The sequence below is a fragment of the Leptospira gomenensis genome (assembly GCF_004770155.1).
Classification (GTDB): domain Bacteria; phylum Spirochaetota; class Leptospiria; order Leptospirales; family Leptospiraceae; genus Leptospira; species Leptospira gomenensis.
On sequence record NZ_RQFA01000010.1, the window covers coordinates 54,562 to 67,831 of the forward strand.

Annotated in this window: 14 protein-coding genes; 6 read left to right on the forward strand and 8 right to left on the reverse strand. The window is 47.2% G+C overall.

Annotation, left to right across the window (positions count from 1 at the left end; translation table 11 throughout):
• Positions 1–2: 2 nt before the first annotated feature.
• Positions 3–653 (forward strand): lytic transglycosylase domain-containing protein, encoded by a 651-nt coding sequence (locus EHQ17_RS01460; RefSeq protein ID WP_425460667.1) that lies wholly within the window; start codon positions 3–5, stop codon positions 651–653.
• Positions 654–668: 15 nt separating this feature from the next.
• Here EHQ17_RS01460 and EHQ17_RS19675 read toward each other — a convergent pair whose 3' ends face one another.
• Together EHQ17_RS19675 and EHQ17_RS20235 are read right to left on the reverse strand one after the other, a co-directional pair.
• Positions 669–818 (reverse strand): hypothetical protein, encoded by a 150-nt coding sequence (locus EHQ17_RS19675; protein ID WP_167881249.1) that lies wholly within the window; start codon positions 816–818, stop codon positions 669–671.
• Positions 819–1,336: 518 nt separating this feature from the next.
• Complete coding sequence (locus EHQ17_RS20235; protein WP_281276414.1) at positions 1,337–1,471, reverse strand: hypothetical protein; 135 nt, start codon at positions 1,469–1,471, stop codon at positions 1,337–1,339.
• Positions 1,472–1,729: 258 nt separating this feature from the next.
• Here EHQ17_RS20235 and EHQ17_RS01465 point away from each other — a divergent pair, with 258 nt between their 5' ends.
• Together EHQ17_RS01465 and EHQ17_RS01470 are read left to right on the forward strand one after the other, a co-directional pair.
• The gene (locus EHQ17_RS01465; protein WP_135591901.1) at positions 1,730–1,939 is read left to right on the forward strand and encodes a hypothetical protein; all 210 of its coding nucleotides are present in this window, start codon (positions 1,730–1,732) and stop codon (positions 1,937–1,939) included.
• An 802-nt stretch (positions 1,940–2,741) separates the two neighbouring features.
• A complete protein-coding gene (locus EHQ17_RS01470; protein ID WP_135591947.1) occupies positions 2,742–3,443 on the forward strand; it encodes a TetR/AcrR family transcriptional regulator in 702 nt (233 codons plus the stop codon).
• 817 nt (positions 3,444–4,260) lie between these two features.
• Here EHQ17_RS01470 and EHQ17_RS01475 read toward each other — a convergent pair.
• The 4 genes from EHQ17_RS01475 to epmA form a co-directional block, all read right to left on the reverse strand.
• The gene (locus tag EHQ17_RS01475) at positions 4,261–4,530 is read right to left on the reverse strand and encodes a hypothetical protein (protein ID WP_135591897.1); all 270 of its coding nucleotides are present in this window, start codon (positions 4,528–4,530) and stop codon (positions 4,261–4,263) included.
• A gap of 432 nt (positions 4,531–4,962) precedes the next feature.
• Positions 4,963–7,236, reverse strand: a complete 2,274-nt coding sequence (locus EHQ17_RS01480; protein WP_135591895.1) for an aconitate hydratase — start codon at positions 7,234–7,236, stop codon at positions 4,963–4,965.
• A gap of 397 nt (positions 7,237–7,633) precedes the next feature.
• Positions 7,634–8,851: an OmpA family protein gene (locus tag EHQ17_RS01485; protein ID WP_210412886.1), complete on the reverse strand. Its 1,218-nt coding sequence runs from the start codon at positions 8,849–8,851 to the stop codon at positions 7,634–7,636.
• Between the two features lie 130 nt (positions 8,852–8,981).
• Positions 8,982–9,932, reverse strand: coding sequence for an EF-P lysine aminoacylase EpmA (epmA, locus tag EHQ17_RS01490; protein WP_135591891.1), 951 nt, complete (start codon positions 9,930–9,932; stop codon positions 8,982–8,984).
• A 57-nt stretch (positions 9,933–9,989) separates the two neighbouring features.
• Between epmA and EHQ17_RS01495 the strand changes: the two genes are divergently transcribed.
• Entirely contained in the window at positions 9,990–10,316 is a 327-nt protein-coding gene (locus tag EHQ17_RS01495) for an STAS domain-containing protein (protein ID WP_135591889.1), read from the forward strand.
• On the opposite strand, the gene EHQ17_RS01500 is transcribed toward EHQ17_RS01495, so the two are convergent.
• A complete protein-coding gene (locus tag EHQ17_RS01500) occupies positions 10,305–10,739 on the reverse strand; it encodes a DUF4279 domain-containing protein (RefSeq protein ID WP_135591887.1) in 435 nt (144 codons plus the stop codon). The two genes, EHQ17_RS01495 and EHQ17_RS01500, sit on opposite strands and share 12 nt — an antisense overlap.
• 226 nt (positions 10,740–10,965) lie before the next feature.
• Between EHQ17_RS01500 and EHQ17_RS01505 the strand changes: the two genes are divergently transcribed.
• Entirely contained in the window at positions 10,966–11,691 is a 726-nt protein-coding gene (locus EHQ17_RS01505) for a response regulator transcription factor (protein ID WP_100745692.1), read from the forward strand.
• Between the two features lie 638 nt (positions 11,692–12,329).
• Positions 12,330–12,860, forward strand: coding sequence for a hypothetical protein (locus EHQ17_RS01510; RefSeq protein ID WP_135591885.1), 531 nt, complete (start codon positions 12,330–12,332; stop codon positions 12,858–12,860).
• A gap of 110 nt (positions 12,861–12,970) precedes the next feature.
• On the opposite strand, the gene EHQ17_RS01515 is transcribed toward EHQ17_RS01510, so the two are convergent.
• A complete protein-coding gene (locus tag EHQ17_RS01515; RefSeq protein WP_135591883.1) occupies positions 12,971–13,267 on the reverse strand; it encodes a 4a-hydroxytetrahydrobiopterin dehydratase in 297 nt (98 codons plus the stop codon).
• Between the last annotated feature and the right edge of the window lie 3 nt (positions 13,268–13,270).

Genomic DNA, 13,270 nt, shown 5'->3' on the forward strand with positions numbered 1-13,270 from the left:
TCATCCATTTCCGGATTTATGCCGAGAGACATAATATGAAGATCGAAGAGTTAGAAACCGTACAAACGATCCTGCGAAGAATCCGGGAAATCGAACGACTTCCCGAACGATTCGCTCCGGAAACGTCTTCTTCGCCCGCCGCGAAACCCGCCTCCGAGTTCGATTCGATCCTTCAATCCGCAAAAGACCGCGCCTCTTCCACAAAGGAAACTTCGCACGAAACATTCGATTGGTCCGGGAACCGTAATTCAAGAGGGGAACTCAAAGGTGTGGAACCTACGTTAGCCGAAATCATTCGCAAAGAATCGGAAAAAAATCGGCTCGATCCAGCGCTCGTTCAAAGCGTGATCAAGGCGGAATCCGGTTTTAAAACGGACGCGGTTTCTCCCAAAGGAGCGATCGGTCTTATGCAGTTGATGCCTTCCACTGCGGATTTGTTGGGAGTGGACGATCCTTCCGACCCGGCCGAAAACGTCGCGGGCGGAACCAAGTTTCTGAGCGACCTTTTGCACAAGTATAAAAATCTGGATCATGCCCTCGCCGCATACAACGCCGGACCGGGAGCCGTAGATCGTTACGGCGGAATTCCTCCCTACAAGGAAACGCAGAAATACGTGGAAAAGGTAAAACGATTCTACAAACAGGTTCAATAGTTCAGTAGTATTTTTTCAATCCGCCTTCGAGTACATCGGACCAAACACGGTTTTGCAGGTTGCGATTTCGATTCCGTTCGAACACGCCCGCACTTTGTCGAAACGTTTTCTGAATCCGTGCAGGCTGGAATTCTCCGATCTTCCCGTTTGTTCCGCCACCGCCATTCCCGGGAACATCTCCGTTAACCATCCGGTAGTTTCGTACAATATTTCAGTCGAATCCCATTCGATTCGGACGAATAGAACGTTTCGTTCTTTCGAGAGATCCGTCCGTATTTGACCGCGATCACAACCGCGGCGAATATTAGAATACCGTAAATCGGCGCGCTTCGGATCAGTCAAAGTGCGGTTCGGCTCATCATCGTGTTTCGATTTCGGGTCTTTTTCAAAAAGAACACGGCGATTTTTTCGGCTTCGGCGAAGGCCGGATCGGGATCCGATCCTTTCGACCGGTAAAATTAATTCTATCGCACCAACCCTGATACATTCGTATTTCACGATATTCTAAATTTATTTTCCGGATATCCCAGGGATTTGCGGAGATCACACAGAGATTCCTACTCTCGCGCTTTTCTCCCGTCCTATGCACGTCCGGCAGATCGATCGAAGGAATCAATTCCATCCGGAGATAGAACATACAACCGCTCCCCGGGACAAGAATTAGAATTATCTTATACAAGATCTTATTTTTTTCGGGTCATCCGAAACGCGCCGATCAGATTTGCGAATACGACCCGGTAAACTTCGTCCCAAGCCTCCCGCCCGGTACGGAAATCCAGATTCATTTTCCCGTGCCTTAACACGATCGAAAGGATCATAAGAAAAATAAAATTCCTCGAAAGCGGACCCGTTAGAGATTCCGGATCCTTACGCGAATAACATAATCCGACACCGATGAACGCCAGAGGAATGAGCGGTAGAATATAATAATTATCTTTTCTGTTGGGAAAATCGAGTATCAATGTTACGGTTAACGCTGAAAAAAGATGCCCCTGCCCGTCATCCCTCCGAATCCATAATAAATTTTGAATATCGATTTCGACATCGTCTCGAGCAGGAACGGATGACGCTATAAAGTGAAACAGAAATTGATCCGAGATCATTCTATAAAATCGTTTTTGCCCGGCCCTTCCCCGGAGGTCAGAAATTGGAACGCATGGACGAACGCCCAGTTAGCGAGGACCGTCCCGGAATACACTTGGAACAACGGACCCTTTACCATACATGCGATTTCCGATACCAAGGCGGCCGCGATGATAAACGATCGGTTTCGATTCTTAAAATAAACGAGCAATAGAAAGACGGATAACGTAAGAGGAAGGTCATCATCGCTTCCATCATTACCAATCTTGCGAACTTGATTTCCCCGAGCGTAAGTAAATATCCCGACGCCGTCATCGCGGAATAGAACGTCCCGATTCGGGAGAGGCGCAACGCGAAATAGATCAGTATTTCGGTACCGGCAAACAACAATAAAGAGGAAGTCTCTCCGCGGAGAGACTCATTCCGAATGCGAGATCAGACGAGATTCGCGCCCAGAACAGAAGCGGCGGTTTGTATAAATTCTTAAACCCTTCGGAACCTGGGAAAAAGTATTTCTCCTGTTTGAATACTCTCGCGGATCGTCCGATGTGCATCTCTTCGTCTCCGTGCGAAAGCACCTCCCTGGACCAGAGATTCGGAAATAAAAATAGAACGGACAAAAGGAAAAGAATCGTAGCGATGAGGACTTCCTTTCGCACGTTCGACAAAGATTTGCTGGAAACTTGACTACTAAGGCTTTTTTGGAAACCGACGGTAAATCTATTTTTGGAGTTGAATTTTCAAACGTTTCGCATTTAAAATATGTAATTACTTACTTACTTATTTCAATCGTCTAAAAATCGGAGGGATTTGACAATCGATATGAATGCGCTGAACGAAAAAATACGGACCGGGGTCGAATCGACGAACCGGTGACTTTTAATCCGAAATCGGTCAATAAATTATGCTTACTTATTATCCGTTCACGCAGAGTTTCCGTTCATTCGGGGTTCTCGGGAAATAATGAGTGACACTATAACGGTTATAACTTTCATGGGGATCAAAATGAAATCGGCTCGATCAAAGGTAACGGAAACCAATTCCTTAAAAGAAGAGGAATCGTGTGAGACCGTCATTCGAAAACGGGATCGGGCCGCCACCGAAACAGCCATCCTTTTAGCGGCCATTCAAGTGTTCGCAAAAAAAGGATATGACGCTGCAAACACAAAAGATATTGCCAAACTTGCAAACGCAAACGAAGCCTTAATCTTTCGGTACTTCGGAAATAAAAAAGGTCTTTTGGAAGCGATCCTCACCAGAGCAGAGGATATCAAATCGGAAGAGTCCTCTTCCCGCTCCACCTCAAAAAATCAGGAAAGTTACCAAGACTTGGAAGCAAGTCTTCAGTATTCCATGTCCGGCAAGTGCAGAGACTTTCATGAGGCAGAGGATTTTATGAAGGTTGCGGTGAGTCAGATCATCCTTGATCCGGAAGTGAGTCAAATCATACACAAAAAGATTTATACCAAAGCGATTCCAGAGTTCACTGCCGAGTTGGAAAAATTCAAAAAAGCCGGGAAGATAGATCCCAAGGCGGATTTAAAATCGGTTGCTTATGCGATTTCCGCTCTTACGTTTGCTTTAGGTTTTATGGGTCAATGTGTGTATAAAATTCCTCCAGCGGAAATCCAAGCCACCATCAAAGAAGTCTCGAAAATTTTTCGCAAAGGACTCGAGCCGGAATCGACCAAGAAAAAATCCAAATAATCTCCGTTAGTCGAAACTCTTCCCTCGTTTCGAATCCAATGAATGTACGACGTAAAGACCTACGTCACAAGCCGCCCCGAACTCGTATCCCGCGCCGTGCACTCGTGTTTCTTGAAGTTTGTGTTCCCGAAGCGTTTTTGCACTAGGAACTTAAACACAACTTGAACGGGAACCAGGAATGTCGCAACGCTACGTTCAGCGCGTGCGTTTATACGAACTACGTGTAAAGTCGAGAGTTCTGTTGTGAGAGAGTGGTGTTCAGCCCGGCGTTTATACGAACTACATGTAAAGTCGAGAGTTCTGTTGTGGGAGAGTGCGATCAGCCCCGGCGTTTATACGAACTACGTGTAAAGTCAAAAGTTCTGTTGTGGGAGAGCGGCGATCAGCGCGTGCGTTTATACGAACTACATGTAAGAACCGAAGTTGCACGGAGGGAAGGAGAACGTAAAATTTACTGTGGCGTTCGGGATGAAACGGAGTGGCCTCAGTTCGTTGTTAAATTCACCCAGAATCAGCAGGAAAATTGGATCGAAGTTTACGTTCGCCAAAAAAGGCCGTCTGAAGATTCTTCGACTTCGCTAAATCGGGTTTTTCAATAAAAAGATAGAATGATTACGAATGTGCGCCTGAACTTAATCTTTCTCCGGCACAAAGCGGTAGCCACTCGTATTTCAACATATAAACCGGATTAGTCCTTACGTTCGGGGCGGGCTCAGAAAGCAAAATTAGAAAAAACACATTAGTAAATTCTACTTTTTTAAAGCAATATTTGAACAATAGGGAATCAAGATCTCCGAAAATGGGGCGCCTCGACTACTCATTTAATTTCCTGTGAATAAGACGTATTCGACGGAGAGTTCAGAATCCAAGCCCTCGAAGACGGAGAATAAATATAAGCACCCTTTTTACCGCATGCGATTACTCCCACTCCGCCGCCGACTTCGACCACCTCGATCCTCTCACGCGGACAATCAAAATCGAAAGACGCACGATCCAATCCGGTGCCGCGCACGAAATGATTTTTCGATCCGACAATCACACAACCCGTCAAAAAAAGAAAAGTAGCATACTTGAGCGTAGAAAACATTTATTTACCGTCTGTTTTTCCAAAATGAACAATATCGACAACGATAGTCAACGTGGATCGGCTTCCATTTCGAGATTCACACAATCATACTATAAACAACGTTTCGCTTCCGGATATCCTCTCGTTCTTAATTCGAATCGAACAATCGTGAAAACCGCAAACGTATACAAAGAGACCCGAATTCACTCTTGTTCCGATCAAAAAAATACGAAATTCTTTCAAACGAGGGAAACGCCGCAATCAAAAGCCCCCCGCGGAATTACGACAAACTTCCCCGTAAAACGCGCCCCACCCCGATTCGGGTGGAGGGGTGTGGCGGCGGGAAACCCCGGCAAATTCCCTTATCAGAAAATCATAATATTCTCAAGAATAATTTTCTTGCCGGGATTGTCGCAATTCCGACGAGCAAAAAACGCTCGACTCAAAAACGGGTTAACCTTTTTTCCTTTGTTCTTCGCTGATCAGATTCAGTGCGCTTCCCGCTTTAAACCAAGCGATCTGCTGCGCGTTGAACGTATGATTCACTTTGATCTCTTGCGAAGAACCGTCCTTGTGGTGTAATACAAGAGTCAAAGGAACTCCTTCCTGGAACGAAGTCAGACCGAGAATATCGATCGAATCTTCTTCCTGAATCTTATCGTAATCCGCTTTGTCCGCGAACGTAAGCGCGAGCATTCCTTGTTTTTTCAGGTTGGTTTCGTGAATCCTCGCGAAGGATTTTACAAGGACCGCTCTCGCGCCGAGATGTCTCGGTTCCATCGCAGCGTGTTCTCTGGAAGAACCTTCTCCGTAGTTTTCGTCTCCGACCACGATCGATCCGATCCCCTTGGCTTTGTACGCTCTCGCCGTTTGGGGAACGGGTTCGTAGGCTCCGGAAAGTTGATTCTTCACTTCGTTGGTTTTCTCGTTGAACGCGTTGACCGCACCGATCAACAGGTTGTTGGAGATATTGTCCAAGTGACCCCTGTATTTCAACCAAGGGCCGGCCATGGAGATATGATCCGTAGTACACTTTCCTTTTGCTTTGATCAAAAGTTTCAGACCTTTGAGATCGCTTCCTTCCCAAGGAGTAAACGGAGAAAGAAGTTGCAGACGATCCGACTTAGGATCGACCGCGACGTTGACTTTGGAACCGTCGGCCGCAGGAGCGATAAAGCCCGCATCCTTCACGTCGAACCCTTTCGGAGGAAAATCCAATCCGGTGGGAGGATCGAGTTTCACTTCTTTACCGTCCTTGGTTTTGAGGGAATCGGTAATCGGATTAAAATCCAACTTGCCGGCGATCGCGAATGCGGTCACGATTTCGGGTGAGGCGACGAACGCGTGTGTCCCCGCAAGACCGTCGTTCCGTTTCGCAAAATTTCTGTTAAACGAAGTGATGATGGAGTTCTTTCTTTCGGGATCCTTCGTCTGACGGCTCCACTGACCGATACAAGGACCGCATGCGTTCGCGAGAACCACGCCGCCGATATCGGAAAAAGTTTTGATCAAACCGTCCCGATCGATCGTATAACGGATCATCTCGGAACCGGGAGTCACGGTGTATTCCGCTTTTACTTCGAGATTTTTTTCCGCAGCTTGTTTCGCAACGGACGCGGCCCGAGTGATGTCCTCGTAAGAAGAGTTCGTGCAGGAACCGATCAGCCCCACTTCCAAGTTTGTGGGCCAATTGTTCTTTTGGACCGCTTCCTTGAATTTGGAAAGAGGGGTCGCGAGATCGGGAGTAAACGGTCCGTTGATGTAAGGCTCGAGCTCGGACAAGTTGATCTCGATGACTTGGTCGAAATACTTCGAAGGATCCGCGTAAACTTCCTTGTCTCCGTTTAAGTGTTCCGCGATTTTATCCGCCAATTCCGCGACGTCTTTGCGGTTCGTGTTTAAGAGATAATCTCTCATACTTTGATCATAACCGAATACGGAAGTGGTCGCTCCGATTTCGGCGCCCATATTACAAATCGTTCCCTTTCCCGTACAGGAAAGACTTTCCGCTCCTTCGCCGAAGTATTCCACGATGGCACCGGTTCCACCTTTTACGGTAAGGATTCCGGCCACTTTTAAGATGATGTCTTTTGCGGAAGCCCAGCCGGAAAGTTTACCGGTGAGTTTGACTCCGATCAGTTTCGGGAATTTCAATTCCCAAGCCATACCCGCCATCACGTCCACTGCGTCCGCGCCGCCGACTCCGATCGCGATCATACCCAAGCCCCCCGCGTTTACGGTGTGAGAATCGGTTCCGATCATCATTCCGCCTGGAAACGCGTAGTTTTCCAAAACCACTTGGTGAATGATTCCGGCGCCGGGTTTCCAAAATCCGATTCCGTATTTGTTCGAAACGGAGGAAAGAAAATCGTAGACTTCCTTGTTTACATCGTTTGCGGTTTTTAAATCTTCCGCGGCGCCGTCTTTTGCTTGGATTAAATGATCGCAGTGAACGGTGGAAGGAACCGCAACCTTATCCCTGCCCGCGGACATAAATTGTAAAAGAGCCATCTGCGCCGTTGCGTCCTGCATCGCGACCCGGTCCGGAGCGAAGTCCACATACGATTTTCCTTTTTCGTAAGCGGTCGTCGGTTCTCCGTCCCATAAATGAGAATAAAGGATTTTTTCGGTAAGAGTGAGCGGTCTTCCAACGACGTTTCTCGCTTTTGTAACCAGATCCCCGATCTTGGAATATCGGGCGCGAATCATTTCTATATCGAATGCCATTGTGTTCTCCGTTGATGAATGAACCTGTCCAGGATCCGCCGTCGGAACTACGACAAGACAAACCGTGCAAGCCGGAGCGCGGGAAACGGATCGTTTTTTTCGCTTATCGGGAACCGCGAGTTTTGCGAAGAATCCTAGATCGGAGGGAACGTTTGGATTTCCTTCTCCGAAAAAATCGGATCACTCCAAAACACTGTCCTTTTAGTTCATCGAAAGAATGGGACAAGTTATAAAATCATGCTCTTGCGAGCATTTAGTTTGTATAGGATTTTTCCAAAGGGAACGGAAAAAACACTTTTATCCGAATGTCGGAATTCCTACAAACGATTCGAATTCTCCCGAGTATTTCCGTTGCCGCACAAAACGCAGACCTTTCGGAACGCCGAAACGTTTGGAATCAGTTCCGGATCCTAAGTTCCACTCTTCTGTTTTTTTCCTTTCCGTCCTCTTTGGAATCGTCCGCGACCGGAACGCTCGCCCCTTTGGGAATGATCTCGAATCGATCGGCGGAAATTCCGTTTCCTACGAGATAATCCCGAACCATTTCCGCACGCAGTTGGGAAACTTTTTGATTGGCGGCTTCGGATCCTTCTAAGGAAGTATGGCCGAAAATTTTCACCCGCAGCGAAGCGTCTTCCCGCATCCAACGGGAAAGTAGGTTGAGATTTGGTCTCGATTCCTTATGAACCTGAATGCTGTTTTTTTCAAAACGAATCGGCTCGGATTCGACCGCGCGAAATTTAGGATTGGAGGAAAGAGTTTCGGAATTCTCCTTGGCGAACCAGGAGAACGGGGATTTTTTTTCTCGGTTCAAACCTTGGGCCGAAGACCCGGATTCCGGTTTCGTAGGAGTTCCCACTTTTTCCGTCGAAGATGCGGCGGAGGTTTTGCCGGAAGAATCCTTCGTTTCTGTTTCGGTGTTTTTGTCGTTTTTCGAAGCAGAGGTCGTTCCGGAATTTCCGGATTGATTCGCAATTTCCCCCGTCGAAACGTCCCGACCAAGTTTGGATGTTTCGGAATCCTTCGCGACCTTTCGGATCGCTACCGGAACCGAAAGGGTTTCCTTTTCGGAAGAGAACAAGGTCCAAAAAAAATAAATCAAACCGACCAAAATCAAAACTCCGGACAAAAAGATCAAAATGGGAACGGTTCGATCCTTTTTCGTATGCGGTTTTGCGGAGGGCGTAGGGATATAATTCGTGTAGTCTTTGGCGGGGGTTTCGTAGATACTTCCCTTGTCCTCACCCCAACTTTCGGGGAAGTTCGTATCGGGCGCTTCGTTGTCGTCCACGACGATGGACTCCGACGGGGAAGCGGAAGAGGATTTCTTTTTGGTTTCCTGAACCCGTTTGGCGGCCCATTTCCGAATTTCCGTACGAAACCATACATCCGATTTGTCGGTAAATTTATAATTTTCCCGGATGTATTCGATCGTTTGTTTTTCGATTTCCGTATAACTGTTGTTATCTTTGACGGCCTTTAAAAGCTGCTTCGCGTCGTTTACCGAAATTCTACCGTCGCGTCGCTCTGCAGTAAATTCTTCCGCAAGTTGAATCAACTCTCGGTCGTATTTTTTACCCTTGATCGTAACGTAATAGTTTTCTTTTTTTGCCATGGTCCCCGCCGCACCTAGGTTTACGGAAGAATTCAATCCCTGCAACCAAAGTTTTCTTATCTAATTATAAGTTCGGCTGCAAACAACCGATAACTCACGGTTTTTGACGCTTTCCGCCGAAAAATGAAACCTAAAACTTCCCGTAGTACGGGCTGATTTCCCGAAGAGAATTTCCTCCGAGCGTCGTAAGAAACAAACGATCCAAACCGATCGAAATCCCGCAACAATCCGGAATCCCTTCCTCCAACGCGCGTTGCAGGCCTTGGTCCACGGGAAAAATTTCCTTCCCCAGACGTTTTCTCAAATCCTGTTCCGCCGAGAATCGGGAAAGTTGTTCCTCCGGGTCGGTCAATTCTTCGAAGGCGTTTCCCAATTCCAGATTTCCGTAATACAGTTCGAACCGGCGCGCAACTCCGTCCCGGATTTTGGAAAGCGCCGCGAGTTCGGACGGATAACCGTAAACGAAAGTGAATTCCTTTTTCGGAAGATTGGCTTCCACAAGATTTAAGAATACGAGAAAAAACGAATCTTCGTATGTTCTCTGTTCGGCGGGAATCGAACTCAATCTCCTTTCGTTGACGACACGATCCAATTCCTGTTTCGAAGTTCCGCAACCGGCGAAGTTTGCGAGCGCATCCGAGACGCTCCAGCGATTCACTCGCGCGGAATCGAACTCGAAATCGCGGAACTCGGAAAATAGACGCTCCAAAAGTTCGGTGCAAAAATCCATCAGACCTTCGAGTTTCATTCCTACGGTATAGAATTCGAGCATTAGAAACTCCGCGCTGTGATACGGACTTCCTTCCTCGCCCGAACGAAACGTATGCGTAATTTCGTATATTCTTTCCAGGCCCTTGGAAAGAATTTCCTTCAGGGAATATTCCGGAGACGTTATGAGATATCCCCGCTCCCGATCTCCCGGAGAACGGACGAGAAACGGATCCAAATACGGTTCCATAGAAGGTACGGATTTCAGACAAGGAGTGTCCGTCTCGAGATATCCGCGTTCTCGGAAAAAATTCCGTATCACGGATAGAAACTTGGATCGTTCGATCAGAATCTCTCGGCTCAGTTCGTTCATGTTCGCCTTTTAATTTCCTCTTGCTTTCGTTTCGAAATCGCGGGAGTATGTCTCGCAATGGAACCGGTCCGCAGATTCGAACATTTCGAAATCAGACGCAGCCGTCAATCCACGGAGATCATTCCGTTAAACGCCTCTTTCGACGAATCGTCGTTCGGCGAATTAAAATCCGTGTTCGCTCTCGCGTTCTATCAATCGAGCGCCCACGTCAAACTCGATCTCGGAGGAGTGAAACTTCTACCGTTGCCCGTGGCTATGAAAATTCTAGGCTTTGCGTTGGATCTGCGGTTGAAAAATCGAACCTTGGTTTTGTCGGGCGCGAGCCCCTCGTTCAAAAAACTCATTCGTTTTTACCGGCTGGATAAAGTTCTTTTAATCTTCTGATCTTCTCCGTTTTTCTTCCCGTTGCCAAGGTTGAAAGACCAGCTTGATTCCCAAATTCCCCAAAAGCAAAAGCAGGCGCGGAGATATCTCCGTTTCCTTCCGGGAAAGATCGGAAAATTCCACAGAAACGTACATACAAAGAGAATGTCGGGAGGCGAACTCCTTCACCTTATGCCGCGAAGGAAGCACCTTCTCCAAAATCTGCAGGATATGTTCCTCCAAAGGAGCATGAGCGTCCAACGTGGAATGCAACTGCCAATGTCCGAAGCCGAGGGCTTTTCCCTCCCGATCGGTGGCGACCCGGGGTGTACTAAAATCGGGTTTGAGGTCCAGGGTCCGCGTCACGGATTCCGTATCAAGTCCGTCTTCGTTCACGGAAAGAATGGCCCAGGTAAGAGGATATGTCGTCGGTTGTACGTTCATTCGGTTTTACACATTTCGGAAATTTGAGTCGATTCGATTGCAAAAATACATAATTCACAGTTTTATCATCCTTCGCCGGAGAATTCGATCGGATCGAACTATAAAAGTGCATAAGAATCTGGTAAAATTGTGTCTAATAAAAAATTTTCCTTTATTAACATTTCATCGGTTTTATCTGTTGCAGATAAGGTAAATTTATCCTCTAATCTCACTCGGGGGCTTGCTTATGAAAACAATTTTAGTCATTGAAGACGATCCGGATATCGGAAATTTGATCCGCAAATCCTTAGATTCGGCGCATTATTCCACAACTCTGCAAACTAGCGGAGAAGAAGGTTTAAAATTCTACAAAGCCAATCATCCGGACATGGTTATCTTAGATCTTTCCCTTCCCGACGTGGACGGCATCGAAGTGTGTCGAACCGTACGTCGCAACGACGAAAACACTCCCATTTTCATCGTCACCGCGAGAAACGAGGAAATCGACAGAATTATGGGACTGGAATTGGGCGCGGATGATTACATCACAAAACCCTTTTCCGTTCGAGAACTCAAGACAAGAGTGGACGTGTTCTTCCGAAGATGGGACAAAAAAGCCGGAATCAAACCGAACGTTGGTGCGAGCGGTGAAATCATCCGCGGTTCTCTCAAAATCGATCCGGTCCGCAGAAGAGTCACTTTAAAGGACAATATCGTCAACATTTCGAGAAAGGAATTCGATATCCTACAACTGATGGCCGCCTCTCCCGGAAAGGTTTTTTCCAGAGAAATGATTTTAGAAGCGGTTTGGGGAATGGAATGGGACGGGTTTGAACGTATGATCGATTCCCACGTAAAAAGAATTCGTTCCAAACTCGAAAAAAATTCCGCACAACCGGAATGGATCGAAACCATCTGGGGAATCGGATATCGATTTACGGACAACTACGACAATATCGTAATTCCGGATTGATCGTTTTCCCGTACAACAAATTTCGGCAAGCCAAACCCGTCGATCTTCGGCGGGTTTTTTATTTTGTTTTGACGAGTTCGTTTTTTGGACGTTAGGAACCCGCCTCTTTCGTCCGAAGTCCGAAAGGTTCTCCGCGATCCAGGTTTGGTTGCTCGGGTTACCGATTTCGAAACTACAAACTTCGATCTTCGGAGGTCGGGTCTTCGTATTTGCGGCGAAAGATTCTTTTTTACTTTTTCCTCGCAGAATGATCGAAAGTAATATTCCGTTTTTCTAATAAATTCGGCTTGTCCGACCTACGCGGAGGGCGATCCGATCCCCCCTAAATTCACGCGCGCCGTTTCTCCGATAAACGTAATTTCGCGACGAAAGCCAGCGCATATTTGCTTCCCATATCGCGGGAATTGATTCCCGATCTACGACTTGTGGTGCGTTTACGGTATCAAACTCCCTAAACGAATAAAAAATTTGTTTCCTTAAATGTCGCTTCGACTGCAAAAGTTTCCTCGCAGAGAGAATTTTAAAAAATTTATAAATTACGTTTTCAAATTATAAACCTCCAATGCGGCGTTGCAACACGACGGGGTTTCGGTTGTCTTTTTTTGAAAACAGCACAACAGATAGGAAGGTTCCATACAATGTTGCCATCAGTTCACAGATTCAGGAGAGATTTTTCGATTCTTCTCGTAGTATCCTCGTTTTTCTTTTTTCAGGCTTGCGAAACGAAATCGGAAAACCAGGAAAGCTCCATTCTTGCGTTAGTCGCCATTTCACAGGCTTCGGCGGTCCCCGCATTACCGTCCCCCGCGATCGATACCGCCCTTTTAAAAATCGGCGACCAGGAACCCACGACCCTCCCCGTCGGATTCTGCGAAGACGGAAACACGGGAATCGGCTTTTTTCAAGGAGGCGCCAATCCCACCTTGTTCGTGCACGAGGTTGACTTCAACCAGAGCGGCGCGATCGTTCTCAACCGAACCGGCGCGTATCATATGGACGTTGACGTTACGGGCGGTTACTACAGCCCGACATCCACTTGTCAGGCGACCGTTCGCGAAAGTTCGGCGACGGCTTACGAAATAGAAGCGTACAATTGTCCGGTGCATCCGATGATCGGAACGATGCCCGACACGACGATTTCCTTCCGCGCAAGATGTACTAAAAACTGACGCGTCCAGATCGTTCAAATACGAACAGAACCGTTTTCGCGGGGCCAAGAATTTTCCCGACGCGGAAGCGGTTCGTTTCGTTTCTCTAATATTAGACTTTTGGATTGTGATCAGAGAAACGCGCTTTTCGCGGTTTCACAGGCTTGGGAAAAACGAAGATCCAATTCCGTAATTCCCTGTTGGAAATGGGTGAAAATTTCCACCGAAACTTTTCGGTAACCGAGCAGAATATTCGGATGGTGGTCCATTTTTTCGGCGATTTCGGCTAACGCGGACACGAATTTCACCCCGGAAAGATAATGATCGAAGGAATAAACTTTGAAAAGATAAGGAACCCGGTCCCGAAAACGCAACTCCCATCCGGGAGCGAGCCGCTCCTGGAGAAGATTCGGGTCGAGAAGTTCCATAAG